The organism is Pseudomonas sp. R4-35-07, assembly GCF_003852235.1.
Classification (GTDB): domain Bacteria; phylum Pseudomonadota; class Gammaproteobacteria; order Pseudomonadales; family Pseudomonadaceae; genus Aquipseudomonas.
Genome location: NZ_CP027732.1, coordinates 1,780,790 through 1,807,612, shown reverse-complemented (window position 1 = coordinate 1,807,612; position 26,823 = coordinate 1,780,790). Strand labels below are relative to the sequence as shown.

The following is a 26,823-nucleotide window of genomic DNA, read 5'->3' as shown; positions in this document are numbered from 1 at the left end:
TTTTACCGATCCATATCATCGCTGCGTCGACGTTGCAGCGACGGCACCAGGTAAACCGGCACGCTCGCCAGCTGCAGCAACCGTGCGGCGGTACGCCCGAGCGGTGTCGCCGCCGCGCTGGCTTGGCTATGACTCCCTACGATCAACAGGTCCACGGAAAGTTTATGCAGTTGGTCGAGAATCACCTCGCAAGGGTCGCCCTGGATCACCCGCACCGAACGAATAAACTTCAAGTCCTGCTCCCCGTCCCCCAACTCCTCGCGAAAGCTGTCGAGCACCCGCTGCTCGATCGTTGCCATGACCGTGCTCAGCCCCTGGCTCTGCCATTCGCTGAGCGCCTTTTCATCAAGGTAGCTCTGCAACACCGACTCTGCGAACAGCCCGATGGGCTCCACCACATGAATCACATACAAATCTGCCTTGAACGTTCGCGCCAACGCCAGGGCATGTTGCATGACGTACGGCGCATACAGGCCAAGATCCGTGGCGTACAGTATCGAACGAATCATAGAACCCCCTGGACTGCCAGGATGGCGGAGATTAAATCAGCTTAGCAGCGCCCAGGGGGTACGACTCAGCGCTCGCCCTGGATTTTCAACTCATTACTGATGCCGTGCGGCACATGCCCGGTGGCCACGACCTGCCTGGCTTTTTCGCAATGGCCGGCCTGGTCATCGAAGAACACATCGGCGGCGAATGCTTCCAGGAACGCGGATTTATCCAGGCCACCCAGGAACAGCGATTCATCCAGGCGGATATCCCATTCGCGCAACGTACGAATGACCCGCTCGTGGGACGGCGCCGAGCGCGCGGTGACCAGTGCGGTTCGAATCGGGCAGGCCTCATCAGCAAACTCACGCTGCAACAGGTTGAGTGCCGCCAGGAACCCCTTGAACGGGCCACCGTGCAAGGGCTGGCGCGCCGACTCGCGCTCGCTGGCCTGGAATGCTTCCAACCCGCCAGCCTGGTAGACGCGCTCGGACTCGTCGGAAAACAGCACCGCATCACCATCGAAGGCGATGCGCAATTCCTCGCTCGACGCCCGACGCGCACCACCGGACAAAATAGTCGCCGCCGCAAAACCGGCGTCGAGGGCACTGCGCACATCCTCGGCATGGGTCGATAGAAACAGATGACAACCAAAGGCGGCCAGATACGGATAGGGACTACGCCCTCCGACGAAAGCGGCGCGGGAAATATCCAGGCCGTAATGCTGGATCGAGTTGAACACTCGCAAGCCGGTATCGGCGCTGTTGCGTGACACCAAGACCACCTCGACACGGGCACGCCCGAGGCTGGCGTTGAGGCTCAGCAGTTTCTTGACCAGCGGAAAGGCATCGCCGGGTTCGAGGATTTCCTCCTCGTGCTCGATCTGGTATTTGCGATAGGGCTCAACCCCTTCGGCGAGGTACACCGTGTGGCTCTCGCTCAAATCGAACAAGGCCCGCGATGAAATCGCCAGCACCAGTTTGTCGCTCAATCCTGTCGCCATGTGCTTGCCCCCGAATCAGCGAGTGTGCCGATCAATAAAACTCAAGGCCTGGTAAAGCGCCTGCATGCGCGGTAATTCGCAGCCGGCTGCTTTGGCGGCAGCCAGCGGTCGGGCGTAGATGGCCTCCAGTTCCAACGGGCGCTTGTGCGCGTGATCGTGGTACATGCTGGGCAGGTAGTCATCCATGGTTTCGGTCATGGCGAACATCTGCTCGGCATAACTTGCCGCAATGTCATGGCCGCAAGCGCCAGCGCCCTGAACCACTTCGGCCATCAGCGCTTGAATCAGCGCGCGGCTGGACTCATCCGCCATCAGCGCGCGGGTCCCCGTGCCCAGCAAGACGGAGAGGCCGTTGAACGGCACGTTCCACACCAACTTATGCCAGCGCGCCTGATGCACGCTGGCCATGGCCTGGGATTCGATGCCCGCTTGATGAAACAGAGCGGCCCCTTCTTCGACAATCGCTTGCTGGCGCGCTTGATCGTTGGCCGCCATGCCACTGTGATAGCCAAGATTGACCCGCCCCAGCGCTTGATGCTCGACGACGCCCGGCGCGGCGCGATGCACGCCGATGTAGCACAGGCCACCCAGCAAATGCAGCGACGATGGCAGGTGCTCGCGCAGGCTGTCTTCCACATCCAGTCCGTTTTGCAGCAGCACCACCTTGGCGTCCGGCGCCGCGACCTGGGCAATGGTCGGGGCCAGCTCGGGGTTGCCGGTGGATTTGGTCCCCACCAACAGCCAATCACACGGCGGCATGTCGGCAGGGCTGGCATACGCTTGCACCGGCTGCAAGTGCAGGTTGCCATGCACGCTACTGTTGACGCGCAGGCCGTGCTCGCGGACCGCCGCGTATTCGCTGCGCAGCAGGAAATGCACATCGAACCCGGCACGCGCCAGCATCAGGCCGTAGAAACCGCCAATGGCACCGGTGCCAATGATGCCAATGCGTGGCGAAGGGTGTGCAAGTGCGGTCATGGCAAATCCTCTGGTGTGCGGGTGAGCGCCTGGTTTATCGCGTCGACAAGGTCGGGCGGTGTAAGACGCGTCTGTAATTGCCCAAGAAATTGACCCTCGCACACGAGGAACAACGCGGGCAAATGAAAGATCTGGTAACGTTCGACCGCGCCGCCGTTGTGCCCGGCATCCACCCAGCACAGCCGGTCCACCGGCAAGCGCCAGCGCGGCAACTGCTGGCGCGCCCAGCGGCAACTGGAACAACCGACACTGGTAAACACGACCAGCGAACACCCTGGCAACCCCAGCAATTGCTGGTCGATATCCAGGTCGGTCAATTCCAGTTGCTTCACTATACTGCTGCCACTGCCGTCCATTGGACGGTGTTCGGAGTCCGTGTACATGGGTCGTTTTCTACCTCACCCTGATGATGTCGCTGTCGAGTTGATCCAACGTCCCTCTCCTGCCCTGCCCTCCCAACGCCTGCGCACTATCGGCCGTGGTGGCATTGCCTGCAACTGGCCGCGTGCCTGGCGCCCTGGCACCGCGGTCGACCTGCATATCCCCTCCCTGGGCGCCAGCGCCCGCTATCCAGGCTATGTCGCGTGGTGCCGCAGGGTGGAGGCCGGCTATCGCATCGGCATCTGTTTTGCCGACGAACATGCACTGTTCGGCGCACGAATGGGTGAGCAAGTGTGCCAGATCGAACGCTACTGCCGCCTGCACGACGCCGCCGAGCCCACGCCCGAGCAACTCGAAGCCTTGGCTCGCGACTGGGTATCGCGCCACGCCAATGAGTTCTCCCATGAGACGGTTGTGCAGCCAGTGCTGGATTAAAGCGGGCTTTGCCCATTGTCGCGGGCCCGTGTTACGCGCTAAGGTTCCTCCCCCCTGCATCCAAATCATGCTGTGCTCCGCCGCACGGGGATGGCTGGCGGCCGGCACCCGTGACCCTGACGAGTAACACGATGGCTGATTTACCGATCAATGACCTTAACGTTGAATCCAACGAGACCCTGATCACGCCCGATCAGCTCAAACGCGAAATCCCCCTGAGCGACGCTGCCCTGCAGACCGTCACCAAGGGCCGCGAAGTCATCCGTGACATTCTCGACGGCACCGACCACCGCCTCTTCGTCGTGATCGGGCCTTGCTCGATCCACGATCTCAAGGCGGCCCACGAATACGCCGAACGCCTCAAGGTGCTGGCGGCGGAAGTGTCCGACACCTTGTACCTGGTGATGCGCGTGTATTTCGAGAAGCCGCGCACGACGGTCGGCTGGAAAGGCTTGATCAACGACCCGTACCTGGACGACTCGTTCAAGATCCAGGACGGCTTGCACATCGGTCGTCAACTGCTGCTGGACCTGGCGGAAATGGGCCTGCCCACCGCTACCGAAGCGCTGGACCCGATTTCCCCGCAGTACCTGCAGGACCTGATCAGCTGGTCGGCCATCGGCGCCCGCACCACCGAGTCCCAGACACACCGCGAAATGGCGTCCGGCCTGTCCTCGGCCGTGGGCTTCAAGAATGGCACCGACGGCGGCCTGACGGTGGCGATCAACGCGCTGCAATCGGTTTCCAGCCCTCACCGCTTCCTGGGCATCAACCAGGAAGGCGGCGTGTCCATCGTCACGACCAAGGGCAATGCCTACGGTCACGTGGTACTGCGCGGCGGCAACGGCAAGCCCAACTATGACTCGGTCAGCGTCGCACTGTGCGAACAGGCGCTGAACAAGGCCGGGATCAAGCCCAACATCATGGTTGATTGCAGCCACGCCAACTCCAACAAGGACCCGGCCCTGCAGCCGCTGGTGATGGAAAACGTCGCCAACCAGATCCTCGAAGGCAACCAGTCGATCATCGGCTTGATGGTCGAGAGCCACCTGAACTGGGGTTGCCAGGCCATTCCAAAAGACCTGGCCGACTTGCAGTACGGCGTGTCGATCACCGATGCGTGCATCGACTGGGCCGCTACCGAGAACACCCTGCGCAGCATGCACGCCAAGCTCAAGGACGTATTGCCCAATCGCAAACGCACCTGAAGCTGAATCAGGCACACACAAAAACGCCGGGCTAAACCCGGCGTTTTTTTATGGCTGCTCGTTCAGAGCTTTGCGGCGTGGCGCTGGTGGCGCTCCATGTAGCGTTCCACATAAGAGCAGGACGGGATGACCGTGTAGCCTGACTCTTCGGCGAATTTCAACGCTTCTTCAGTCAACGCGGCCGCAATGCCACGCCCACGCAACGCGTTGGGCACGAACGTACGATAGATATCCAGGGTCTGTTTCCCGAGGTCCATGTAGGTCAGATAGGCACGATGACCGTCCACATTGGTCTCGAACTGATGACCAGCCTGGTCATGGTGGATGGACAACGCCTCGCTCATCACTACTCCTCGCGGGTCTTGAATATTGACCCTACCTTACCGATGTTTTTCCGGCGAAGGAACATCTACGCCACCCCGTGCCGGTTTCGACAACGAGAAAACCCTGAGCGCTCACACCTGCACGTAGGGAATAGTAGGCACCAATCCAGCAATTGCTCAAGGCACACTCGTCATCCCCTGCCACAGGTGGAATATTAGAAAGGGCCTCGATCACCCGGTGACCGAACGCCTGAACATTGCCGGCAGTTGAAGCGTGAGACGAACTGGCGCCGTTAAAGTCACCTCTAGATGAGCAAAAGATGCCCGGTGCGAGACAACCCGCCGCAACGGAAGTGCCGGCTTGGATATATAAAATTTCATCTATATACACCGCTGGACGCATGCGGGCCGGCCCTTTCAGCCTGGATCCAATCTTCGGCAGAATGGAAAAATCTGGCGGGTTTTTATACAAACCTTCAAAAGATTAGCCAAAATAGATTCGGTGCAAGAATTTTTTTTGCTTCTTGCGCTACGTCAGTTTACTTACTACAAGTAATGGGTAGTATGTACGCCGGCTATTAGCTCACTCTGAGACAGTAGCCATCTAATAGAAAGTCCTTGAAGGGGAACACGATGAACAACGTTCTGAAATTCTCTGCTCTGGCTCTGGCCGCAGTTCTGGCTACCGGTTGCAGCAGCGTCTCCAAAGAAACCGAAGCTCGTCTGACTGCAACGGAAGACGCAGCAGCTCGCTCCCAGGCTCGTGCAGACGAAGCCTACCGTAAAGCTGATGAAGCGCTGGCTGCTGCTCAAAAAGCACAACAGACTGCTGACGAAGCTAACGAGCGCGCTCTGCGCATGCTTGAAAAAGCAAGCCGCAAGTAATAATCCCTCGGGGTTGTTATCAAGCCGATCCATTTATGGGTCGGCTTTTTTTTACCTGAAATCCGCTGCGCTTGACGGCAGGCGCGGGCTTGAGCGAGCGCCGGCTTCAGGGTTTTATTGAAAGTCCACCGGCGCGCTGGACGCTACAGGCGCGACGCCAGGCACACCGATTTCAGTCGGCAAACCATCCTCCGCCGCCACCACATCACGCACCTGATCCCAATTCACCCGCAGGCTATTGGCCAGGTCTTCACGCTTGAGCAAGGCATTGATCACCGCCGTGTGCTTGTCGACCACCGACGGCGTGCCATCATCGTTCAACGGTGTATGAGCTTCCAGGTAGACCTTGCCGCCAGCGCTGCCGAACTTGTAGGCGTCGTTGATGATGCGTACCGAGGTGCCGACCGGCACCATGCTGGCCATTTCCAACACGTTGTTGTTGAACATACGGAAGCAACCGTGGCTGGTACGCGTGCCGATACCAAATTTCATGTTGGAGCCGTGAATCAGGTAACCCGGCGTGCCCAGGGTGAACTTGAACGGGCCCAGCGGGTTGTCGGGGCCGGCAGGCACCACGTTGGGCAGCGGGTCACCGTTGGCGGCGTGTTCGGCCTTGATCGAGGCAGGCGGTGTCCAGGTGGGGTTTGGCGTCTTCGCGATGATGCTGGTATGGGCAATGGGCGATCCCCAGCCTTCACGACCAATCCCCAACGGAAAGGTGTAGACCACGTTCTGGCCCTTGGGGTAGTAATACAGCCGATATTCCGCAAGGTTGATCACAATGCCTTCACGCGGGCCCGGCGGCAGAATGAAACGCGTCGGCAGCACGATGTCCGTCCCCGCACCTGGCAGCCAGGCATCGACGCCCGGGTTGGCCGCGACCATTTCCGAATAACCCAGGTCATACGTGGTGCCCAGGTCGGCAAACGTATCTTCGTATTTGGCCTTGATCACCTGGACCTGACCGACTATGTCCTCACCAGGGTGCGGCAACGGCAACTGCAAGGCTTGCGCCGAGCCGGCCGCACAAAGCGCAGCAAGAGACAGGCAGCAGGTAACGACGGAGAGGCGCGACAACATCCGGAAAATCCTTCGCAGACGACGGTAGGAAAAAACTGATTGTATACGTGAAGCGAGCGCCTGGCATCAAGCCGGCCGCGCTAGAGTTCGAAGCGCAGCTCTGGCCAGATCGGCGGTGTACCGCGCTTTTGCGACTCGAGAATCGCCCTGCACAACGGGCACAGCCGCTGGTCCTGAAAGATCGAACGATCCACCGAGGACCAGAGCGGTTGCGCCGGCAATAAGGTGCCGCAAAGCGTGCGGTCAATCGAGCCGCCCAACTCCAGTTGACGCGCCACCAGATGCACCCGGACTTCCTGGCAGGCGAACAGATCCAGCTGTTCGTCCGGCTCGATCAGTTGGTAATTAAACAGGGACCAGGCAGGACGCGACATCAGGGGCTCCAAATCGGGGGGGCGCCACCTTAGCCGAAAGCCTGCCGGTAGAAAAGCGTCATAACAGCGGTTTTAGCGTTGGCCAGACATTTTCCAGCAACTTGCTCTGGGCGGGGACTGCCGGGTGCAGGCCGTCCGCTTGCATCAGGTCGGGATGTCCACCCACCCCCTCCAGGAAAAACGGCACCAGCGGTACCTTTTTTTCCTCTGCTACCTCGCCGAATACCTTGGCGAACGCTTCGACGTAACGCTTGCCATAGTTGGGAGGAATCTGCATGCCCAGCAGCAGCACCTTGGCACCGCTGTCCTGAGACGCCTGAATCATCGAAGCAAGATTTTGTTTCAATTGCGCCGGCGGCTGACCACGCAGCCCATCGTTGCCGCCCAACTCGATCACCACCACATCCGGTTTATGCGCTGCAAGCGCCGCAGGCAACCGCGCGAGGCCTCCGGCACTGGTGTCGCCACTGATCGAAGCATTCACCACTTTATCGTCGAAACCCTCCTGCTTGAGCCGTTGCTCCAGCAGGGCAACCCACCCTTTGCGGGTATCCAGGCCGAAACCGGCACTGATACTATCGCCAACGATCAGGACTGTACCCGCCGCTGCGTTCTGGGCCATGCACATCAAGGCCAGGCCAGCACTCAAAAACCACATTCGCATCGGATTCTCCATGGGCGCAAGCATTCTCACCGCGCGAAACCTCAGCAAAGTGGTTCCCAGCGCGGAAGGTGAACTGACTATCCTGCACGAACTGAGCCTGGAACTGAACAAGGGCGATAGCCTGGCTATCGTCGGCAGCTCCGGTTCCGGCAAATCCACCCTGCTCGGCCTGCTGGCCGGCCTTGACCTGCCCAGCAGCGGTGAAGTCACCCTGGCGGGTCAAGCGTTGAGCAGCCTCGACGAAGACCAGCGCGCGCGCATCCGTGCCGAACACGTGGGCTTCGTGTTCCAGTCCTTTCAGTTGCTCGACAGCCTCAATGCGCTGGAAAACGTCATGCTGCCACTGGAGCTCGACGGCCGCAAAGATGCCCGCGAGCGCGCCACGCACTTACTGGAGCGCGTCGGCCTTGGCAAGCGCCTGACCCATTCGCCGCGCCAGCTGTCCGGCGGCGAGCAGCAACGTGTGGCGATTGCCCGCGCGTTTGCCGCCGAGCCGGACGTACTATTTGCCGACGAGCCCACCGGCAACCTCGACAGCCACACCGGCGAGCGCATCAGCGACCTGCTGTTCGAACTCAATAAAGAGAGCGGCACGACCTTGGTACTGGTCACCCACGACGAGCGCCTGGCCCATCGTTGCCGACGCCTGATCCGCCTTGAAGCCGGCCTGATGGTCGCGCCCCTGGAGCCTTGATGGCACGCCTGCCGTTGTTACGTCTGTTCAGCCTTGCCATGCGCCAATTACTGCGCGATGCCCGCGCCGGTGAACTGCGTGTATTGTTCTTCGCCCTGCTGGTGGCCGTGTCCGCCAGCACCGCTATCGGGTATTTCGGCGCGCGCCTCAACGGCGCCATGCTGTTGCGCGCCACCGAGTTCCTGGGCGCGGACCTGATACTCGAAGGCAGCTCGCCGGCCCGTCCCGAGCAAGTCAGGTCCGGCACCGAGCTGGGCCTGGATCATGCGCGCATCGTCGAATTTTCCAGCGTTATCGCTGCGGACAACGGCATCCAGCTCTCCAGTATCAAGGCGGTCAACGAGCAGTATCCGCTGCGTGGCGAACTCAAAAGCACGGCTGAGCCCTTTGGCGCCGAAAGCCCAGGCGGCGGCCCCAAACCCGGTGAAGCCTGGGTGGAAGCGCGGCTGCTGACAGCGCTGGACCTGAAGGTCGGCGACAGCATCGACGTGGGCATGAAGACCCTGCGCCTGGCACGCATACTGACGTACGAGCCCGACCGCGCCGGCAATTTCTACAGCCTCACGCCCAGGGTAATGATCAACCTGGCGGACCTGGACGCCACCGGCATAGTCCAGCCTGGCAGCCGCGTGAGCTATCGCGAACTGTGGCGCGCACCACCGGGCAGCACGGCGCTGCAAACCTATCGCGACCTGGTCAAGCCGGGCCTCGCGGCCAACCAGCGCCTGCAGGACTCGCGCGATGGTAACCAGCAGATCGGCGGTGCCCTGGGCAAGGCCGAGCGTTACCTGAATATGGCCAGCCTGGTGGCGGTGTTGCTGGCCGGCGTGGCCGTGGCGCTGTCGGCCAACCGCTTTGCCAGCCGCCGCTTCGACGCCAGCGCCCTGCTGCGCTGCCTGGGGTTGTCACGACGCGAAACCATGCTGCTGTTCAGCCTGCAACTGAGCGTACTGGGCCTGTTGGCGAGCCTGGCCGGCGCCTTGCTCGGTTGGCTCGCGCAATTTGGTCTGTTCTACTTCCTGCACGACCTGTTGCCCGCAGACGTGCCACCCGGCGGGATGCTACCGGCCGTTGCAGGGATCGGCACCGGGCTGGTCGCCCTCGCTGGCTTCGCCCTCCCGCCCCTGGCCGCACTGGGCCGGGTGCCGCCGCTGCGGGTACTGCGTCGTGACCTGCTGCCTATCCCCTCGAGCACCTGGATGGTTTATGGGGCGGCGCTCTTCGCCCTGGGCCTGATCATGTGGCGCCTGAGCCTCGACCTGGTGTTGACCTTCGCGTTATTGGGCGGCGGCGTGGTAGCCGCACTGATCCTCGGCGGGTTGTTGCTGCTGTTATTGCAAAGCCTGCGCCGGTTACTTGCGCGCGCCTCCTTGCCGTGGCGACTGGGCCTGGGCCAATTGCTGCGACATCCACTGGCGGCCGCCGGCCAGTCCCTGGCGTTTGGCTTGATCCTGTTGTCCATGGGCTTGATCGCCCTGCTACGCGGTGAACTGCTCGACACCTGGCAGAACCAATTGCCCAAGGATGCGCCCAACTACTTCGCGCTCAATATCCTGCCAGCCGACAAAGACGCCTTTGGCGCCCGCCTTCTGGAAGTCCAGGCGCAATCGGCACCGCTCTATCCCGTCGTGCCCGGTCGGCTGATCAGCATCAACGGCGAACCCGTACAAGAGATTGTCAGCAAGGATTCAAGCGGTGATCGCGCCGTGCAACGGGACCTGAGCCTGACCTGGGCCGCCGACTTGCCCCCAGGTAACGTACTGACGGCGGGTACCTGGTGGACCGCGCAACCGGGCGATGACATTCCCGGGGTGTCGGTGGAAGCCAAGGTGGCTGAAAGCCTGAAACTCAAGCTCAACGACCATCTGGTATTCACCATCGGCGGGGAGAATCGCGAGGCACGGGTCACCAGCCTGCGGACCATCAACTGGGACAACTTCCAGCCCAACTTCTTCATGATCTTCCAACCGGGCACTTTGAAGGATTTGCCGACCACCTACCTGACCAGCTTCTACCTGGCGCCTGGGCATGACCAACAGATCGTGGACCTGTCCCGAGCCTTTCCGGCCGTCACTATCCTGCAGGTCGAGGCCCTGCTGGAACAGCTGCGCAGCATCCTCGCCCAGGTGACCCTGGCGGTGGAATACGTGCTGCTGTTCGTGCTCGCCGCGGGCATGGCCGTGCTGTTTTCCGGCTTGCAGGCCACCCTGGACGAGCGAATCCGCCAAGGTGCGCTGCTGCGTGCACTGGGGGCCGAGCGCAGGCTGCTGATCAAGGCCCGGCGCATCGAGTTCGGCCTGCTGGGGGCGGTCAGTGGTTTGCTGGCGGCACTGGGCACGGAACTGGTGACCTGGGTGTTGTACCGCTATGCCTTCGATCTGGCCTGGCACCCTCACCCCTGGCTGTTGCTGCTGCCGGTGATCGGTGCGGTGCTGATCGGTGGCGCCGGGGTGTTCGGTACACGCCGTGCGTTGAACGCCAGCCCGCTGACGGTGCTGCGCGAGGGCTGAAACACGAATGGCGCTTGCTCCACTCGGAACAAGCGCCATTCGTTGCTATTTCACATATTCAATCCGGGTAATCCACCAGCACACCTCACCGCCGGGAGTCTGCACGATGGCTTCATCGTCCACCTCCTTGCGCAGCAGCGCACGCGCCATGGGAGAGTCGATAGAGATGTAATCCATCCGGTCGTAGATCTCGTCATACCCCACAATGCGAAAACGCTTGGTCTCACCCTGCTCGTTCTCGACATCGACCCACGCCCCAAAAAACACCTTGCCCTCCTGCTCGGGCATGTATTCCACCACGCGCATATCTTCGAGGCGTTTGCGCAGGTAGCGCACCCGCCGATCGATCTCACGCAACAGCTTCTTGTTGTACTGGTAATCCGCGTTTTCGCTGCGATCTCCCAGAGAAGCCGCCCACGTCACCTTGCGCGTCGTGTCCGGGCGCTTCTCACGCCAAAGGTAGTCCAGCTCCTTTTTCAGCGCTTCATGGCCTTCTTTGGTAATCAGCTTGGTACTCAAACGCGCACATCCCCAGGCAATGTCCATTAGTGTCGACAGGCCACGGCATCATACCCTGGCGTCGTCTGGCGGGGAGCGATGATAAATCAACGGCGCAAAGTTTCCAGATCGACAACTTCATCGACTCAGCCCTGCCCATCGAGCACCTGGTCCAGTTCAACGAGCGTGCCTTGCAGGCGCTGTCGCATCAGCGATAGCTGCGACATCATCAGCACCATTTTTTCGGTCTTTTGACTCACCTCCAGTTCTTGCTCCTGCAGTCGCGAATGGCGTTGGTCCAACGCCCGGCTTTTTTCATCCTGCTGGGTCTGCTGTTGTTGCAGTCGAGCCTGCCACTGTTCAAGCATCTCTTCGCGTTCGGTAACGGCCTGTGTTTTCTGCGTCAGTTCCTGGGCAACCCTTGCGAGATTGCTCAGCGTACTGTCTATCTCGAGCATGGAGGTATGCTCTCTCGGAGAGAGGGAGGACGACGGGGTTTCGAGGTGTTCTGCCTGAACGGACTGCGCTAGGGGTTCGGCTGGCACCTGCGGTACCTCCGGCACCTCGGGTTCCGTGACCTGTGAATGAGGTGGCTCATCAACGAGGGCTTCTTCCACTGGCGGCGGGGCGGACTTGGGCGGGCTCTTGCCTCGGGGCGGTGCAACCATTTGCGATGAAAAGCGAATGGACGGCACGATGACTGCGCTGCTTTCGATCGCAGGCGCAGCAGGGGCGGACATGCCCAATGTAATCACCTTCATCACCAGCGCTTTCTTGACGATCACTGAGTGATGGTCCTCGGGCCTGGCAGGCGGCAACCTGCAGCCTTTCAGGTCAATGAAATGAAACGGAACCTGAGATTCGCTGAGGGCGCTGTCCTTATTGCCCGATGCCGCCGCCATCATCAGGATTTGCTTGAAGACTTGCATCGCTATTTGCAAATCCTCTTTGGTCTCGACGCCACCAAGGAAATACCGCTCGAGCTTTTTGCGCAAGGCCGCGATATACACCCTGGAATGACCAGGCTCGGCTTCTTCATCAAGGCTATACACCAGGAAGTTGGAAGCAGTCTGTTCGACAGCGAACCCACACAGCAGTGCGCCGTTGACCGGGGCATTCTCGCCGCTGCGCTCAAGAACAAGGGTACGTAGAAGCATCATGGCAGTCAGGCCTCATTATAAAAAGAAAACCTTATATAAATATCAGACAAATATCCGACCATTATTAAGTACTCAGCACACAACAATTGTTTCAGTACGTAATCAACTCAAACGTAGGACTTTACTTATTAAGTGCACCCAGCGTTCCCAAGCACGGGTATTGAACGTAGTCTTTTTAAGGCACCGCCACACACTAACGAAACTTTCTTCAGGCATCGCCCAATAGATTCGGTAATCCTATGATCGAGGTCAGCAACCTGACAAAGTACCTGGGCAAAAAAAGCGTGATCAGCGACTTTTCGTTCTGTGCCCAACGCAAGGAATGCGTGGGTTTGCTGGGCGAGCATGGCGCCGGTAAAACAACATTGCTGAATTTGCTTTCCGGCATGATCAAGCCCACCAGTGGGCATATCAGTATTCAGGGTTTCAGTACCCAGACCGATTCAGTTCTCGCCAGGCAAGCCGTTGGCTACCAGCTTCAAGGGGGAATCACCCATCACACGCTGTCGGTCAAAAGCATCCTCAACTTCGTTGCCGCCGCTCGAGGGTTCAGCGGCGCCGAAAAACGCAGGCACGTGGACCGGGTCGCCACACGACTGGAGCTACTTCCCGTACTCAACTGCCCCATCGATGTGCTCAGCCAGGACTTGAAGGGCAGAGTCGCGATTGCGCAAGCCATTGTGCATTCCCCCAGCGTGCTCCTGCTGGACGAGCCTATGGAAGGGATGAACGCCGAGCAACGGCTCAAATTCAGGGCGCTTGTTCAGTCCCTTAACGAGGAAATGAGCGTCATCATTGCCTCCCGCCATTACGACTGGCTGTCCGACATCTGCACCCGCGCCCTGGTCATCGCAAGCGGGCGATTGATTATCGACGCTTCGCTGGAGGATTTGCAGCGCAGTTCCCGGCACTTCCAGGCGGTGACACTCGCAGCGGATCCGCCCCTGGATTTACTCGCGCTTGCGGTATTACCTGGGGTTGCAGGCATCGAAGAAGACCGTCTAAACCCAGGCAAAGTGACGGTTCTGGCCATGCCCGGGCACGCCATCTTCCCCGCCATCAATTCGCTCATTACCCATCGCGGCTGGAACATAACGTCACTGCATCTGGAGCCAGGTCGCTTGAACGATGTCGTTCACCCTCTGAGCCACGAGGTATCGCCTTGAACCTGCTGCCCCTCATTTTCAAACGCCAACTCGCCAGTTATGCCAGCACCCCCATCACTTACCTGAGCGTGGCGTTTTTCCTGGTGCTATGTGCGGCGCTGGGATTGCACACCTACCGCTGGATGGAGCGAGACAGCAGCGACTTGCAGGCTTTTTTCGAGCTGCACCCCTGGCTCTATCTGCTACTGATACCCAGCTTATCCATGCACATGTGGTCCGATGAACACAGCGCCGGATTTTCCAATATGATCAAAACCCTGCCCGTCACCTCAGCAGAACGAGTGATCGGAAAATTCCTGGCAGCCTGGGCGGTATGCAGTGCTGCGCTGTTGTTGAATTTTCCTATAGTGATCGCCGCCCATTATCTTGGAACGCCTGATAACGGGGTAATCGCATCACAGTTTCTGGCAAGCTGGCTGCTGGCAGGAAGTTATCTAGCTGCCGGTTGTTTTATCTGTGTACTCACGCACCAGCGCCTTGTTATTTTCCTATTGACGATGGGCTTGCTGCTGACCATCAGCGGGCTTTCTTCAATCCTGGATGCACTGGAACATCAGGCACCGATCTGGATAGTTGATAGCGTGATGAGGCTTGACCCGATTTCCCGCTTCAGCTCAATGGACAACGGCAAAATAACACTTCATGACTGTTTATATTTTGTCAGCATGATCCTTGCTTTTCTCTCTGCATCCATTGTCACACTCAACTATAAAAACAGCTGAGAAGGAAAGTCGCTGATGCGATCCGCTCTTCGTACGGGTATGACATTGATCGTCATATCATTATTGTTCCTGGCATTCAATCTGGTCTGGATAAACAAACTATCCGATATTCGCTGGGACTTTTCACAACAGAAAATTCACACCTTATCGCCATCCACGCGGCAACTGCTCGCAACACTTGATAGCCCGCTGGACTTGTATTATTTCAACTCGCTTACTGCACCGAAGAAAAGCCACATTATGAAACGCTTCGGCCAACGCGTAGAAGACGTGCTCCAGGAATTCGAAGCAGCCGCCGAGGGCATGATCAATTTGCACATTATTGACCCCACTCCTTTTTCAGAAGACGCCTACAAAGCCAGCTTATTCGGCTTGGATGACACACAGGGATACCTCGGACTTATCGGCACGCGTGCCGGCCAGGGCACGCAACGTATCGAAGCGTTCAACCCCGACGACGAGCCGTTGCTCGAGTATCAAATCAGCCAGCTGATCCATAAATTGATGCACCCCCAGCGTTCCAGCGTCGGCCTCCTGTCCGGGTTGCCGTTGAATGAGTCCGCCGGACATCTTCTGGAGCAGATGCGCGAGCATTTCAACTTGGTGGAGTTGGCAGCGAACATCACTCAGGTACCTCAATCAATAGGTAGCTTGATGGTGGTGCAGCCAAGGGCGTTAGCCGAACAAACGCTTTACGCCATCGAGCAGTTTGCCTTAAGCGGCGGCAAGCTGATGATTTTCATCGACCCGGTGAGCGAGATGGGGGCCGAAACCGTAGCGGTAGACTCCGAGCTGGATGGCCTGTTGACCACATGGGGCATACGGATGCCCGCGAACAAGCTGTTGGTTGACAGTCTTTACGCCTCCTCGGCCTCGCTCGGGCCAGGCTTGCCTACCGTATTGCACCCAGCCAGGTTAAAACTGCCACGCCTGGCAATGACCGCGCACGACGTCAGCACCTGGAAACTCGACAGCCTGAGCGTATCAAGCAGTGGCGCACTCTTGCGCACTCGAAAAAGCCGGATGACGTTTACCCCGCTGCTACAAAGCTCCCGGCAGTCTGCGCTGCTGGACGCCGGGCGTTTCGCTTCAGCGACGGCGTTCGATTCACTCATCGACGAAGCTTCCACCTCAGGTCAGCGCCATGTGATCGCCGCTCGCCTGGAGGGGCCGGCCTACTCGGCATTTCCTGACGGTCTCAGGGGGCAGCCGCCAGGCTTACAAAAGGCTGCCCGAATCGAGGTGGTGGTAGTTGCCGATACCGATTTACTCGCGGACGCTGTCAGCCAGACAACGGCCAACAGCAACGTGCAGTTCGTTTTGAATACCCTGGATAACCTGGCGGCTCCCGCAGAACTGGCGAATATTCGTCCGCGCCTCACTTCGCATTCACTCAGTACCCTGGAACCCATGCGCGAAGCCGCCGCACAGGCCTATCGGGAAACGGCCGCAGAACTGGAACGTCGTCTTGAGCGTACCGAGCAAGCGTGGCAGCGGTTGAATCCACAGGCCACACGCTTGGGCACCCAGGCCGTGGACACCAATACCCAATTGCAAGCGCTCAACAAAGAGCGCCTGCGCCTGCCCATGGAACTTCATGCCCTCAAGACTCAGGCGTACGCGCCGCTGCACCGCTTCGAGCGGAACCTAAAGCTGCTGATGATCGTAACGGTACCGCTGGTGTTATGCCTGATCGCCTGGGTACGTTATCGCTGGCTGTGTCGACGCCGATGGCCGCCCGCAGGCTTCAGCTGAACATTTGGGGTTGGAAATCAGCGACGGGCAATCAGCCCTTGCCGGGCAATCCGCGTCAGTTGGCGGATCACTTCTTCGGCGTTGTCTGCACTCGGCGCCTGGATCACCGCGAGGTCAAAGCTGTTACTGGAAAAACGGGCCAGGGAGTCGCCATCTTCCACGAACTGGATCAAGAACGCCGAAGGCCGCCCGGTGCGACGTGGCCAGCCGTCCAGGTAACGCAGCAGCGTCGGCTGGTGCTTGCCGCCCAGGAGGATTTTCGGGTTGCGTTGAGTCAGGTCCGCAGTGATCGGGGCCAGGCGTATCAGGGGGCTTAGTGCATTCATCGTGTCGTGTCTCTGCCTCAAAAGTCTGCGGGCAGGTGAGAGGCAACACCGAACCAGCGCTTTAGCGGTATTTCGACCCGTGCCTCCTGACGAGTGCATGGTTCTGTCGGACTGCATCGAGTCCAGTGGCGCCCCGCAATTAGCTGTTTAAATCGGCGCATGAGCAGCATCCTAGAGAAGCTGGCGGGGCAGTGTCAAGAATCCCGAGCAACGAAAAAGGCCCGCACAGGGCGGGCCTCTCATGAGGTGCGAAACGCTCAGTTGGCGATGGCGCGGTCGGCCGACAGTTTGCCGGCACCTTCGAACAGCACCGCCAGCGAGCCGCCAAGCAGGGCCAGGGCGAATTCATACCCATTGTTGGCCATGAACAGCCCGTTATGAATGTGCACCGAAAAAATCGCCACCAGTGTCAGGAAGGTCAGGCCCAATGCTGCTGGGCGTGCAAGCAGGCCGATGATCAGCGCCAGGCCGGCAAAGAACTCGGTGCCACCCGACAGCACGGCCATCAGCGTGCCCGGCGCCAGGCCGATGCTTTCCATCCACTGGGCGGTTCCCGCCAGACCACCGCCGCCAAACCAGCCGAAAAGTTTTTGCGAGCCGTGGGCAGCGAAGATAATGCCGACGAAGATGCGCAGAACAGTCAGGCCGTAGCCGGCACGGGTCGACAGGACGCGGGTGATCAGTGGGCTCATGGGGTAAATCCTTTTTCAGGTAGGGGTTGGTTGGCCGCTATATTAATCAGTTTAAACAATGATAAAAGCCGAAAAATTGCCTTATCAACATCGATAAAATCGATTATTTTCGAGACGCGACTTTCGGCGCTGGCGGCTCCAGGGACTCGCGCTCCCGATCGAACGCCAGGTAGTATTTGTTGACACTATTAACATAGCTGACGCCGCCCATCCCCACCTGCTCCATGGCAATGCGTTCAACTTGAAAGAACCACTGATTGGGGTTGAGCCCCCGGCGCCTGGCTTCGGTACGCATGCCCTGCACTCGCTCCGGCCCCATGTTATACGCCGCCAGCACAAAGGCCATGCGTTCGCGCTCATTGAGCTTGGGGCTGGCGAAAAACTTGCGCCGGATCATCGCCAGGTAGCGCGCACCCGCCTGCACATTACTGTCCAGATTCTCGATATTGTTGACGCCCACCCGCTGCGCCGCCGAAGGCGTGATCTGCATCAAACCGGTAGGCCCACCGCTATTGCGTGCGCCAGGGTCCAGCGCAGACTCCTTGAAGGCCAGCGCAGCCAGGTTCAACCAGTCCATGCCTTGCTCGCGCGCATGCTTTTGCAGGATCGGGCGCAGTTTCTCCAGGCGTTGACGATCGGCGCGGGCCAACGGGTTGCGCACTTGATAGAGACGTCGATAGATACGCTGGAACGCCACATCCTGGTCGGAGGGGGTGTGATAGGTCTTGAGGAAGCGATCGATACTCGCCCGCAGCATCGACGCATCCTGGCGCACGAACCAGTACTCGTCACCCGGCTCACTGATGGCCACCTGCTTGTCAAAGCGCAACTTGGGCAGGATTTTCGACCAGCGTTCGGCAATCGGCTTTTCAACGATGGTCAGGTGAAAGATCCCGGCCTGCACCATCTCCAGCACGTCTTCCACCGCCAGGCTCGGGTCGACCCATTCCACCTTGATCGGCGGCTGCTTGTGCAGGGCCAGCTTCTGATTGACCTGGCTGATCGCATCCGCCGCCGCGCTGCCGGTGGTCAGCGTCAGGGTACGGCCCGACAACTGCTCCAACCTGGTAAACCGGCGTTCACCCTTGACGCCGACCAGCCACAACGGCACATCACTGGCGATCGGGGCACTGGCGCTGATCTTGTGCGCGGCCTTCACGTCCAGCAATTCGCCAGGGGCAACCAGGTCGCCTTCGCCACGGGCCAGTGCGCCAAGCAATTGCTCCTTGGCCTTGGGGATGATCTTGAGGTTGATTTGCTGGCCATCACGGGCATGGCCATTGAGGTATTGCTCGAACGCACGCAGGCGATGGTATTCGACACCGATGGCCTGGCCCTGCACTTCACCGGAGCTGTTACGGCTCTGGTTGACCAGTACACGCAGGGTGCGACTGGAACGAATGTCTGCCAGGTCACGCACCTTGCCGGGCTTTGTCACTTCCAGCGGCCCATCCAGACGCGCGACCGCCGCCATGGGCAGCAGCAACGTCACGCACACTACAAGCAAAGCCGAGGGTCGGATCATCCGCTCTCCGGAAAGAATACTGGCCAACGCCTTCGTGAAAAACGAGGTGTTGGGCGTCAGAAACAGAGCGCTTTAAGCGCTGGCAAGGCGCGCAACGGCGACACGGTGAGAGGCAGCGGGCCCCGCACAATGTCGCTTGCGACGTTCAAAGACAGCGATAACGCGTTGTAGTTCTTCGTTTTTCTTATAAATCTACAGCTCTGATATGCTTTCCGGCCGCAGGCGGAGATAGCACCATGCAACTCATTGATATCGGCGTCAACCTGACCAACCCCAGTTTCGACGAGAGGCACTCAGCCGTTCTCGAGCGTGCTTACGCCGCTGGCGTGCAACAATTGGTGCTCACCGGCACCAGCGTCGAAGGCAGCGAGCAGGCCCTGGAACTGTGCGTAAAACTCGATGAAAGCGCACAACGCCTGTTCAGCACCGCCGGCATCCACCCCCACTCCGCCAGCGCTTGGAACCGCGACAGCGCCCAGCGTTTGCGCGGTTTGCTCAGCGAAACACGCGTGCGCGCCGTCGGCGAGTGCGGACTGGATTTCAACCGTGATTTTTCGCCGCGCCCGCAGCAGGAAAAAGTCCTTGAGGAACACCTGGCCCTGGCCGTCGAGCTGCAACTTCCCGTGTTCCTTCACGAGCGCGACGCCAACCAACGCCTGCTGGAGATTCTCAAGGACTACCGTGACCATCTGCCCGCCGCCGTGGTGCATTGCTTCACTGGCGAACAAGCGGCGCTCTTCAGCTACCTCGACCTTGACCTGCACATTGGCATCACCGGTTGGATCTGCGACGAGCGCCGTGGGACGCATCTGCACCCATTGGTCAGGGAAATTCCCCGTGGCCGTCTGATGCTGGAAAGTGACGCGCCCTACCTGCTGCCCCGCACGCTGCGCCCCAAGCCGAAGAACGGCCGCAATGAACCCGCGTTCCTGACCGAAGTGCTGCGCGAGGTTGCCCTGCATCGCAATGAAACGATGCAAGAGCTGGCGATGCACAGCACCGCCTGTGCCCGCGCCTTTTTCGGCCTGCCTGCCGTGGAGTGATGCGGCGCATTGACCCATGTCAAAAACGCTTTCCTGAGTAGCGGCACAATAATGGCACCTTGCCAATGCTGTTTCCGCTATCAGAGAAAACCTTCCATGGGTGCCTGGCTTAGCAATATCTCGCTTAAATACAAATTCTGGGCCGTCAATGCGGTGGCCTTCATCACCACCCTGTTGCTGGTGCTGTATGCCGTCCAGCTCGAACAACAGGCGCGCAGCCATGCGTCCCAGGTGTCGGCCCAGGCCCAGGCGCAGTTGCTCAACGCTTGGCCGGCTGACAAGCCACTGCCCACTGGCGAGAACTGGCTGACCTTCACCCGTGGCCAAGTCCCACAACGCGCAGGCGAGGATCTGTCAGCCTTGCAAGACGCGAGCGGCTGGATCGAGCTCAGTCACCTGCCATTGTTCGGCGTCAATCCGCTGGTGGGCGCCGAGGTCATCCGCCGTGCCGACGGACAGCAAGTCGCCGTACTCGCCTACGCGCCAAGCCTGCGCCAGGTGTTCGGCGAACGTTTCGTCAACTATGCGCTGGCGGTGGCGATCCTGATGCTCGCGATGCTTGGCGCCTCACAACTGCTGATCCGCTTCCTGCTCAGCCAGCTCAACACTCTCAAGGACGTGATGCTGCATGTGGAGAAGACCGGCGATTTGTCCGCCCGCGTGCCCCTGGCCTGTAAGGATGAAGTCGGGCAGATGGCCAGCGCCTTCAACGCCATGCAGGCCGGCTACCAGCGGGTGGTCAACACCGTGGCCCATACTGCCAGGCAATTGGACGAGGGCGCCGCGCGGCTGGCCAGCAGCATGAACGAGGTGCAGCGCGGCATGCTCGGCCAGCAAAGCGAGACCGACCAGGCCGCCACGGCGATCAACGAAATGACCGCCACCGTCTACCACATTGCCCAGCACGCCGGTGCCACCCGCGACCTCTCGCAAACTGCCGACACCCTCGCCGGCAGCGGCCAGGAAGTGGTCATCCGCGTGCAGCGTTCGATTGCCGGGCTGTCCAGCGGCGTGCAACAGACCGCTGAGATGATCCAGAAACTTGCCGAAGACAGCCAGAAAATCAACAGCGTGGTCGGGGTGATCCACAGCATCGCCGAACAGACCAACCTGCTCGCCCTCAACGCCGCCATCGAAGCTGCCCGCGCCGGAGAAATGGGCCGTGGCTTTGCGGTGGTCGCCGACGAAGTGCGCAACCTGGCCAAGCGCGTACAAAGCTCCACCGACGAAATCACCCGCATGGTCTCGGCGCTGCAAGCCGGCACCCGCGACGCGGTGGACTTCATGCAGGAAAGCTCGTTCAAGGCGGACGACTGCGTAAAACAGGCCCAGGAAGCCGGTGCCGCGCTCGCCGACATCACCGGCGCCGTGGCGCAGATGCGCGAGAGCAACACCCAGATCGCGGTGGCCGCCGAACAACAAAGCCATGTCGCCGAAGAGATGAACCGCGCAGTGGTGAGTATTCGTGATGTAACCGAGAACACCGTACGGCAGACAGTGGATTCGGCGACCACCAGCCATGCACTGGCGGCGTTAGCGGGAGAATTGAGCACAGCGATTGGGCAGTTGAAGCTGTAGGGCCGTTCAGACCGTAATCCGATTCCTACGACCAAGCCACAGCCTACCTGAGATTAAGACGAAACTTCCTCGCCACTCCTGCGAATAACGCCGACTTCTTTTACCGACGAACCTCTGCAAAGTCCCTCGCCTGATCAAACAGTGCGAGGGAGTGCAGATGGTTTTTTTCGTTAGGGCCCAGGTCGCCGGGGCCCTGTTTTGATTCCGGTGATCGCCAGCTTTGTGCTGGCCCCCATGGACCCCGAAGCGCCAGATGTTGAAAGCATTCTTCGGAATTTGCGCGACTGCCTGAATACGTTCGACGACTGGGCCGACAGCTTTTTAAGTGGCTCGGCACTGGAAGTGGAGCAGGTGTTCAAGGTCGGGGAAGACGTCGCACTGGTCGCGCCGATCTCTTCCGACATGCCCAGTCGCACCGTCGCCATGTGCAAAGCCCAGGGTGGGCTGACCCTGGTGCACCTGTTCGAAAGCACCCGGTTCGTGCCGATCGGCAACACGCCGGTCACGTTGCAAGCCATCGCCAAGGACGGCACTCCCATTGGCGCGTCGCTGCAGCGAACCATCGGCCCCAGCGGCATTCTTGAAGTCCCAGAATGCACTCGCGACCAGCAGTACCAGGTCACCTTTTACCCCAACGTTTCCAAGGATCACGTCAAGGCGCTGTATGCATCCTATCAGTCGGTGATCGTCGGGCTGGAAGCTGACCTGCGCCAGCAATGGAACGAGCGCTTCAAGCTTCAGTGGACAGATTTTGCAAACGCCCCGCCCTTCACGCGCAGCGCGAAACAGGGAGCGGCCTTTGCAACCGGGATTGGCAAGGCCTTTTACAACCTGTGGGACAACATTACCGAGCTGTACGACCTGCTGGCGAACCTTAAGTCCAACAGCGAGAAGTTGCTGCAGTACCTTTCTCAAGCCGAACTGGATCAGTTACTCAAGCTGGGTAAAGACACGCTCGCCCAGGGTTTGCTGGTGTTCAGTGATGAGCCGCTGTTGTTCATTTATCTCTCCGCGGCGGTGGCCTGGATACGCATGCTGCCACCGCCCGAGATGTATGAACTGCTGGGTGAGATTACCGGCGAAGTGTTGATCAATCTGTTGCTGATATGGGCGACGCGGGGGATTGGGGTACAGCTTCGGTTGGGGGCTCAAGTGCTCAGCCACGTCAAATCCGGGCGGGCGCGGGCGTTGTTGGAGCTGCTGGCCAAGCAGGTTGTGGGGCCTGGGCTGGAAAGCCATGTGGAGGCGGCCAAGCCGTTGCTGCTGAACAGTGCGGCGACGGCGGTCAAGGCGGTGCCGGTGGCGCCGTTGAAGGCGGGTGACACGCTGGTTTCGAACGCGGTGCCGGCGGTGCGCAGCAAGACCCAGCGTACGGCGTTGGTGCGGCAGGAGGCGGTGGATGATGTGCCTGCCGTGGCTTCGAACCCGAAGGGTGATGCGGCGGCCTCTGCGGATAAAACCGTTACGAACGGCTGCCCGGTGTCGATGGTCACTGGCGAGGAACTGCTGACACTTACCGATGGCGCGCTGGATGGGGTCTTGCCGTTCGAGTGGACGCGCTTGTATCGCAGCAGTGCGGTGGAAGTGGACTGTGGCTTGGGGTTTGGCTGGAGCCATGCACTGGCGCAGCGGCTCGTGGTTGTGGGCGATTCGGTGGTGTGGACCGACCATGAGAATCGCGCGACCACCCTGCCCTTGCCGACAGCTGCTCGGCCGGCGATTACCAACAGCCTGGCGGAAGCTGCGATTTACTTGGGGTCGTTGCCTGATGAGTTGGTGCTGGCCCAGGCGTCGCGCTTCTACCACTTTCGCGACGGTGTGCTAACGGCGATCAGCGATGCGTATGACAACCGGTTGTTGGTTGTCCGGGATCGGTTGGGGCGGATTGAGCGGCTGGATAACGGCGTGGGCCGCTCTTTGCTCTTGCGCTACGAGCTGGATCGCATTGTCGCGGTGGACTACCAAGTTCATCGCGCCACGGGGCGTGAACCGTTCGTCTGGGTGACCGAGCAGAACGTCGTTGCCTACGCCTATGACGACAGTGGACGACTGGTTTCAGCGACCAATGCTGTCGGTGAATGTGAGCGTTATCGGTACGACGAGCAGCACGTCATTCTTGAACGGCAACTGGCCGGTGGGGCGAGTTTCTTTTGGGAGTGGGAAGGTTCCGGCAAGGCGGCGCGCTGTGTCCGGCATTGGGCCAGTTTCTCGCAGATGGACACGCGGTATGCCTGGGGCGATGACGGTCGCGTCACCGTGCACAACGCCGACGGCAGCCAGGAAGTTTACGTACATGACCAGCGGGCGCGGCTGGTACAGCGCATCGACCCAGACGGCGCCCAGCATTTCAAATCCTACGATGACAAGGGCCGCCTGACGGTCGAGCAAGACCCGCTGGGCGCGGTGACGGCCTATCAATACGACGACGCCGGACGCTTGGTCGCGCTGTTTCCGGGGGATGATGAGCCGACGTCCTACGAGCATGACAACGGTTTCGTACGGGTTGTAAGGCGCGGTGAGGCGGTCTGGAAATACGAGCGTAATGAACAGGGCGATGTCATTCGCCAGATCGATCCGGATGGCAACGCGACCGACTACAGCTACGACAAACAGGGGCAACTGACCGGGGTTTGGTATCCCGACAACAGCTGCCATCGCTTGGTGTGGAATGAACGCGGGCAACTCGTTGAAGAACAGCTACCGAATGGTGGGATCAAGCGCTATCGCTATGACGACCAGGGCCGGCAGGTTGCGCGTGAGGATGAACAGGGCGCGCTGACCCAGTATCAATGGGACGCCGTGGGTCGGTTAACTCGCTTGGTAGTGCCGGACGGTGCCACACGAGAATTCAGCTACAACCCCTACGGAAAAATCATCGCCGAGCGCGACGAACTCGGCCACGTCACCCGCTACGAATACGCCGACAGCCTGCACCTGATCAGCCGCCGCATCAATGCCGATGGCACCCAGGTCAACTACCGCTACGACAACGCCCGCTTACTGCTCACCGCCATCGAAAACGAAGTCGGCGAAACCTACCAACTCGACTATCACCCCAACGGCCTGATCCAACAGGAAACCGGCTTTGACGGCCAACGCACCGCGTACGCCTACGACCTCAACGGCAACCTGCTGGAGAAAACCGAATACGGCGACGATGGCAGTCAGCTCGTCACTCAATACCAGCGTGACCATGCCGGTCGCCTCGTAGGAAAAACCCTGCCCGACGGCAATACGGTTGAATACACCTACGACCGCCAAAGCAACCTCCTCAGCGTCGACGACGGCCACTGGTTCCTGGCCTACGAATACGACCGCCAAAACCGCCTCACTGCCGAACACCAAGGCTGGGGCACTTTGCGCTACGGCTACGACGCCTGCGGCCAACTTCAGCATTTACGCCTACCGGACAACAATCGCCTCACCTTCAACCACGACAAAGGCGGCCACCTCGCCACCGTCGAACTGAACGGTTCGCTGCTGACCTCACACCTGTTCAAAGCCGGTCGCGAACACCAACGCCAACAAGGCCAACTGCTCAGCCATTACCACTATGACGAGCAAAACCGCCTGCACGCCCACACCGTCACGCAGCAGGAAAACCACCTCTACCAACGCCACTACGACTACGACAAAACCGGCAACCTCACCCGCCTGCACGACACCCGCAAAGGCGAACACCTTTACCGCTACGACCCGCTCCACCGCCTGACCCGCGCCGATCACTCGCAAGATGTCCAGGAACGCTTCGGCCACAACCCTGCCGGCAACTTGCTGATGCAAGACAGGCCTGGCCCGGACATCGTCGCGGGCAACCGCCTAGTGATCCAAGGCGATCACCATTACGACTACGACGCCTTCGGCAACCTGACCCGCGAACGGCGCGGCAAAAGCCATCAACTCGTCACCGAATACCGCTACGACTGCCAGCACCGGTTGATCGGCGTCACGAAACCCAACGGCCAAACCGCCAGTTATCGCTATGACCCGTTCGGTCGGCGCATTAGCAAAACCGTGGATGGGAAAACCACCGAGTTCTTCTGGCAAGGCGACAAAATCGTCGCTGAGCACCACGCGGATCGTCATCGCAGTTACATCTACGAACCGGACAGCTTCCACCCATTGGCACTGCTGGCAGGCTTCGGCCCAGAAGAAACCAAGCCCTACCACTACCAACTCGACCACCTCGGCACACCGCAGGAACTCACCACGCCCGACGGCGAAATCGTCTGGTCCGCCCACTACCGCGCCTACGGCGAAATCAGCCGACTCGACATAAGCAAAGTCGACAACCCGCTACGTTTCCAAGGCCAATACTTCGACCCGGAAAGCGGCCTGCACTACAACCGCCATCGCTACTACAATCCGGATTTTGGTCGTTACCTGACGTCCGACCCGGTGAAGCTGGCGGGCGGGATCAACGCGTACCAGTACGTGCCCAACCCTACGGGATGGATTGATCCCCTGGGACTGAACGCGAATTGTCCCGGTCCAGGCAAGAAAAAACCGACCTGCTCTTTGCTTGCTGAACCGGATATACCTGATCACTCTCGCAAAGGTGCGTTTAGGCAAGCAAAAAGGGACGCCAATATACCGATAACCCAAAATCCTGATGTGATGAAAAATCCGAAGTCAGGAAGGACGAAACAGTACCAAATAGAAAAAATGACTGATTTGAATGATGAGAACATATTGGATGAGAGTGGTAGACCTATATACTCAAGGGTGTATCAATTCACGAGAGCAGACGGTTCTAAGGTTCTTATTCAAGACCATTCTGCCGGGCATAAATTTGGCAGGGCGGACGGTATAGGAGACCAAAAAGCTCACTTCAATTTGCGACCATTTGCAAAGCCTCGAAACGGAACCGTAGACGGCGGCAGAGATCATTACAACTTTAGGAAAAACTGATGAAGTATTGGAATGAACTAGATCATAATATTTTTTTTGAAAAGATTTTTAGTATGCCCATAGAAATCGGAAAAATCGCTCTTTTTTCTTTACAAATAGAAAATGATCGACCTTCTGTGGGATTAGGATTCGACATACCCGAGTTTCCAGATATCTTGCCAAAAAAATGGGAAGGAAAAGGCTACAACACCTGCAGAATGGGCATTGATTGTCATGGCATTCGCGAGTTAAAAATACACAACATTCCTGTTAGAGAAGTATTCTTTGTCGTTATGACTAAAGAAAATAATCATTTCCACTTTAAAGCGACCAACGAAAACTCTTTAATTGAATTCAAAGCCAAATCCATTTCAATTTGCGATCCAAATGTATACATAAATGGACCAGATGATTATTTTTTCTAGCCCTAAAAATTCTGCGTGC

At 59.3% G+C, this 26,823-nt stretch carries 25 protein-coding genes; 12 read left to right on the top strand and 13 right to left on the bottom strand.

Features of this window, described 5'->3' with window-relative positions; all coding sequences use genetic code 11:
* Window positions 1–2: 2 nt before the first annotated feature.
* From C4J89_RS08285 to C4J89_RS08270, 4 genes are all read right to left on the bottom strand, one after another.
* Window positions 3–509, bottom strand: coding sequence for a universal stress protein (locus C4J89_RS08285; RefSeq protein ID WP_124361902.1), 507 nt, complete (start codon window positions 507–509; stop codon window positions 3–5).
* 65 nt (window positions 510–574) lie between these two features.
* The gene (locus C4J89_RS08280; RefSeq protein ID WP_124414211.1) at window positions 575–1,492 is read right to left on the bottom strand and encodes a 5'-nucleotidase; all 918 of its coding nucleotides are present in this window, start codon (window positions 1,490–1,492) and stop codon (window positions 575–577) included.
* Window positions 1,493–1,507: 15 nt separating this feature from the next.
* Window positions 1,508–2,470: a putative 2-dehydropantoate 2-reductase gene (locus tag C4J89_RS08275; RefSeq protein WP_124361900.1), complete on the bottom strand. Its 963-nt coding sequence runs from the start codon at window positions 2,468–2,470 to the stop codon at window positions 1,508–1,510.
* Window positions 2,467–2,853, bottom strand: a complete 387-nt coding sequence (locus C4J89_RS08270) for a thioredoxin (RefSeq protein WP_124414210.1) — start codon at window positions 2,851–2,853, stop codon at window positions 2,467–2,469. Before C4J89_RS08270 ends, C4J89_RS08275 begins: the two co-directional genes overlap by 4 nt.
* On the opposite strand from C4J89_RS08270, the gene C4J89_RS08265 reads away from it, so the two are divergent.
* Both C4J89_RS08265 and C4J89_RS08260 read left to right on the top strand, forming a co-directional pair.
* On the top strand, window positions 2,852–3,286 hold the full coding sequence (locus C4J89_RS08265; protein ID WP_124361898.1) for a PilZ domain-containing protein: 435 nt from the start codon (window positions 2,852–2,854) through the stop codon (window positions 3,284–3,286). The two genes, C4J89_RS08270 and C4J89_RS08265, sit on opposite strands and share 2 nt — an antisense overlap.
* 131 nt (window positions 3,287–3,417) lie before the next feature.
* Window positions 3,418–4,494: a 3-deoxy-7-phosphoheptulonate synthase gene (locus C4J89_RS08260; protein ID WP_124361897.1), complete on the top strand. Its 1,077-nt coding sequence runs from the start codon at window positions 3,418–3,420 to the stop codon at window positions 4,492–4,494.
* A gap of 62 nt (window positions 4,495–4,556) precedes the next feature.
* Here C4J89_RS08260 and C4J89_RS08255 read toward each other — a convergent pair whose 3' ends face one another.
* The gene (locus C4J89_RS08255; RefSeq protein WP_003233387.1) at window positions 4,557–4,838 is read right to left on the bottom strand and encodes a GNAT family N-acetyltransferase; all 282 of its coding nucleotides are present in this window, start codon (window positions 4,836–4,838) and stop codon (window positions 4,557–4,559) included.
* Between the two features lie 612 nt (window positions 4,839–5,450).
* Between C4J89_RS08255 and oprI the strand changes: the two genes are divergently transcribed.
* Complete coding sequence (gene oprI, locus C4J89_RS08250; RefSeq protein ID WP_003172710.1) at window positions 5,451–5,702, top strand: outer membrane lipoprotei OprI; 252 nt, start codon at window positions 5,451–5,453, stop codon at window positions 5,700–5,702.
* A 114-nt stretch (window positions 5,703–5,816) separates the two neighbouring features.
* Here the strand turns inward: oprI and C4J89_RS08245 are convergent, their stop codons facing one another.
* The 3 genes from C4J89_RS08245 to C4J89_RS08235 all read right to left on the bottom strand — a co-directional run bounded on the left by C4J89_RS08245 (window position 5,817) and on the right by C4J89_RS08235 (window position 7,820).
* A complete protein-coding gene (locus C4J89_RS08245; protein WP_124414209.1) occupies window positions 5,817–6,782 on the bottom strand; it encodes a L,D-transpeptidase family protein in 966 nt (321 codons plus the stop codon).
* Window positions 6,783–6,862: 80 nt separating this feature from the next.
* A complete protein-coding gene (locus C4J89_RS08240; RefSeq protein ID WP_057722836.1) occupies window positions 6,863–7,156 on the bottom strand; it encodes a hypothetical protein in 294 nt (97 codons plus the stop codon).
* Window positions 7,157–7,214: 58 nt separating this feature from the next.
* A complete protein-coding gene (locus C4J89_RS08235; protein WP_124361895.1) occupies window positions 7,215–7,820 on the bottom strand; it encodes an arylesterase in 606 nt (201 codons plus the stop codon).
* Between the two features lie 10 nt (window positions 7,821–7,830).
* On the opposite strand from C4J89_RS08235, the gene C4J89_RS08230 reads away from it, so the two are divergent.
* Complete coding sequence (locus C4J89_RS08230) at window positions 7,831–8,514, top strand: ABC transporter ATP-binding protein (RefSeq protein WP_065885127.1); 684 nt, start codon at window positions 7,831–7,833, stop codon at window positions 8,512–8,514.
* Window positions 8,514–11,024, top strand: coding sequence for an ABC transporter permease (locus C4J89_RS08225; RefSeq protein WP_124414208.1), 2,511 nt, complete (start codon window positions 8,514–8,516; stop codon window positions 11,022–11,024). The genes C4J89_RS08230 and C4J89_RS08225 overlap by 1 nt, the downstream gene beginning before the upstream one ends.
* 45 nt (window positions 11,025–11,069) lie before the next feature.
* On the opposite strand, the gene greB is transcribed toward C4J89_RS08225, so the two are convergent.
* Both greB and C4J89_RS08215 read right to left on the bottom strand, forming a co-directional pair.
* Window positions 11,070–11,543: a transcription elongation factor GreB gene (greB, locus tag C4J89_RS08220; RefSeq protein ID WP_065892558.1), complete on the bottom strand. Its 474-nt coding sequence runs from the start codon at window positions 11,541–11,543 to the stop codon at window positions 11,070–11,072.
* Between the two features lie 125 nt (window positions 11,544–11,668).
* Complete coding sequence (locus tag C4J89_RS08215) at window positions 11,669–12,682, bottom strand: hypothetical protein (RefSeq protein ID WP_124414207.1); 1,014 nt, start codon at window positions 12,680–12,682, stop codon at window positions 11,669–11,671.
* 239 nt (window positions 12,683–12,921) lie between these two features.
* Here C4J89_RS08215 and C4J89_RS08210 point away from each other — a divergent pair, with 239 nt between their 5' ends.
* Genes C4J89_RS08210 through C4J89_RS08200 form a run of 3 tightly spaced genes read left to right on the top strand, consistent with a single transcriptional unit; the run spans window position 12,922 to window position 16,325 of the window.
* Window positions 12,922–13,848 carry an ABC transporter ATP-binding protein gene (locus tag C4J89_RS08210; protein ID WP_124414206.1) on the top strand — a complete coding sequence of 309 codons (927 nt, stop codon included), beginning with the start codon at window positions 12,922–12,924 and terminating at the stop codon, window positions 13,846–13,848.
* Window positions 13,845–14,570 (top strand): ABC transporter permease, encoded by a 726-nt coding sequence (locus C4J89_RS08205; protein WP_124414205.1) that lies wholly within the window; start codon window positions 13,845–13,847, stop codon window positions 14,568–14,570. The genes C4J89_RS08210 and C4J89_RS08205 overlap by 4 nt, the downstream gene beginning before the upstream one ends.
* Window positions 14,571–14,585: 15 nt before the next feature.
* Window positions 14,586–16,325, top strand: a complete 1,740-nt coding sequence (locus C4J89_RS08200) for a Gldg family protein (protein ID WP_124414204.1) — start codon at window positions 14,586–14,588, stop codon at window positions 16,323–16,325.
* Window positions 16,326–16,342: 17 nt separating this feature from the next.
* Here the strand turns inward: C4J89_RS08200 and C4J89_RS08195 are convergent, their stop codons facing one another.
* From C4J89_RS08195 to C4J89_RS08185, 3 genes are all read right to left on the bottom strand, one after another.
* Entirely contained in the window at window positions 16,343–16,651 is a 309-nt protein-coding gene (locus C4J89_RS08195) for a class I SAM-dependent methyltransferase (protein WP_124414203.1), read from the bottom strand.
* Between the two features lie 257 nt (window positions 16,652–16,908).
* On the bottom strand, window positions 16,909–17,343 hold the full coding sequence (locus tag C4J89_RS08190) for a DoxX family protein (protein WP_124357637.1): 435 nt from the start codon (window positions 17,341–17,343) through the stop codon (window positions 16,909–16,911).
* A gap of 103 nt (window positions 17,344–17,446) precedes the next feature.
* Complete coding sequence (locus tag C4J89_RS08185) at window positions 17,447–18,868, bottom strand: transglycosylase SLT domain-containing protein (protein WP_124361888.1); 1,422 nt, start codon at window positions 18,866–18,868, stop codon at window positions 17,447–17,449.
* Window positions 18,869–19,104: 236 nt separating this feature from the next.
* Here C4J89_RS08185 and C4J89_RS08180 point away from each other — a divergent pair, with 236 nt between their 5' ends.
* The 4 genes from C4J89_RS08180 (at window position 19,105) to C4J89_RS08165 (ending at window position 26,804) form a co-directional block, all read left to right on the top strand.
* Window positions 19,105–19,911: a TatD family hydrolase gene (locus tag C4J89_RS08180; protein ID WP_124414202.1), complete on the top strand. Its 807-nt coding sequence runs from the start codon at window positions 19,105–19,107 to the stop codon at window positions 19,909–19,911.
* 96 nt (window positions 19,912–20,007) lie between these two features.
* Entirely contained in the window at window positions 20,008–21,489 is a 1,482-nt protein-coding gene (locus tag C4J89_RS08175) for a methyl-accepting chemotaxis protein (protein ID WP_124414201.1), read from the top strand.
* 198 nt (window positions 21,490–21,687) lie between these two features.
* The gene (locus C4J89_RS08170) at window positions 21,688–26,400 is read left to right on the top strand and encodes an RHS repeat-associated core domain-containing protein (RefSeq protein WP_124414200.1); all 4,713 of its coding nucleotides are present in this window, start codon (window positions 21,688–21,690) and stop codon (window positions 26,398–26,400) included.
* On the top strand, window positions 26,400–26,804 hold the full coding sequence (locus tag C4J89_RS08165; RefSeq protein WP_124414199.1) for an Imm50 family immunity protein: 405 nt from the start codon (window positions 26,400–26,402) through the stop codon (window positions 26,802–26,804). The genes C4J89_RS08170 and C4J89_RS08165 overlap by 1 nt, the downstream gene beginning before the upstream one ends.
* The last annotated feature ends 19 nt before the right edge of the window (window positions 26,805–26,823 follow it).

Excerpts from the sequence above, each read along its gene's own strand:
- C4J89_RS08285 (WP_124361902.1), bottom strand. The coding sequence starts at position 509 with ATGATTCGTTCGATACTGTACGCCACGGATCTTGGCCTGTATGCGCCG.
- C4J89_RS08280 (WP_124414211.1), bottom strand. The coding sequence starts at position 1,492 with ATGGCGACAGGATTGAGCGACAAACTGGTGCTGGCGATTTCATCGCGG.
- C4J89_RS08275 (WP_124361900.1), bottom strand. The coding sequence starts at position 2,470 with ATGACCGCACTTGCACACCCTTCGCCACGCATTGGCATCATTGGCACC.
- C4J89_RS08265 (WP_124361898.1), top strand. The coding sequence starts at position 2,852 with ATGGGTCGTTTTCTACCTCACCCTGATGATGTCGCTGTCGAGTTGATC.
- C4J89_RS08270 (WP_124414210.1), bottom strand. The coding sequence starts at position 2,853 with ATGTACACGGACTCCGAACACCGTCCAATGGACGGCAGTGGCAGCAGT.
- C4J89_RS08260 (WP_124361897.1), top strand. The coding sequence starts at position 3,418 with ATGGCTGATTTACCGATCAATGACCTTAACGTTGAATCCAACGAGACC.
- C4J89_RS08255 (WP_003233387.1), bottom strand. The coding sequence starts at position 4,838 with ATGAGCGAGGCGTTGTCCATCCACCATGACCAGGCTGGTCATCAGTTC.
- oprI (WP_003172710.1), top strand. The coding sequence starts at position 5,451 with ATGAACAACGTTCTGAAATTCTCTGCTCTGGCTCTGGCCGCAGTTCTG.
- C4J89_RS08245 (WP_124414209.1), bottom strand. The coding sequence starts at position 6,782 with ATGTTGTCGCGCCTCTCCGTCGTTACCTGCTGCCTGTCTCTTGCTGCG.
- C4J89_RS08240 (WP_057722836.1), bottom strand. The coding sequence starts at position 7,156 with ATGTCGCGTCCTGCCTGGTCCCTGTTTAATTACCAACTGATCGAGCCG.
- C4J89_RS08235 (WP_124361895.1), bottom strand. The coding sequence starts at position 7,820 with ATGCGAATGTGGTTTTTGAGTGCTGGCCTGGCCTTGATGTGCATGGCC.
- C4J89_RS08230 (WP_065885127.1), top strand. The coding sequence starts at position 7,831 with ATGGGCGCAAGCATTCTCACCGCGCGAAACCTCAGCAAAGTGGTTCCC.
- C4J89_RS08225 (WP_124414208.1), top strand. The coding sequence starts at position 8,514 with ATGGCACGCCTGCCGTTGTTACGTCTGTTCAGCCTTGCCATGCGCCAA.
- C4J89_RS08215 (WP_124414207.1), bottom strand. The coding sequence starts at position 12,682 with ATGATGCTTCTACGTACCCTTGTTCTTGAGCGCAGCGGCGAGAATGCC.
- C4J89_RS08210 (WP_124414206.1), top strand. The coding sequence starts at position 12,922 with ATGATCGAGGTCAGCAACCTGACAAAGTACCTGGGCAAAAAAAGCGTG.
- C4J89_RS08200 (WP_124414204.1), top strand. The coding sequence starts at position 14,586 with ATGCGATCCGCTCTTCGTACGGGTATGACATTGATCGTCATATCATTA.
- C4J89_RS08195 (WP_124414203.1), bottom strand. The coding sequence starts at position 16,651 with ATGAATGCACTAAGCCCCCTGATACGCCTGGCCCCGATCACTGCGGAC.
- C4J89_RS08190 (WP_124357637.1), bottom strand. The coding sequence starts at position 17,343 with ATGAGCCCACTGATCACCCGCGTCCTGTCGACCCGTGCCGGCTACGGC.
- C4J89_RS08185 (WP_124361888.1), bottom strand. The coding sequence starts at position 18,868 with ATGATCCGACCCTCGGCTTTGCTTGTAGTGTGCGTGACGTTGCTGCTG.
- C4J89_RS08180 (WP_124414202.1), top strand. The coding sequence starts at position 19,105 with ATGCAACTCATTGATATCGGCGTCAACCTGACCAACCCCAGTTTCGAC.
- C4J89_RS08175 (WP_124414201.1), top strand. The coding sequence starts at position 20,008 with ATGGGTGCCTGGCTTAGCAATATCTCGCTTAAATACAAATTCTGGGCC.
- C4J89_RS08165 (WP_124414199.1), top strand. The coding sequence starts at position 26,400 with ATGAAGTATTGGAATGAACTAGATCATAATATTTTTTTTGAAAAGATT.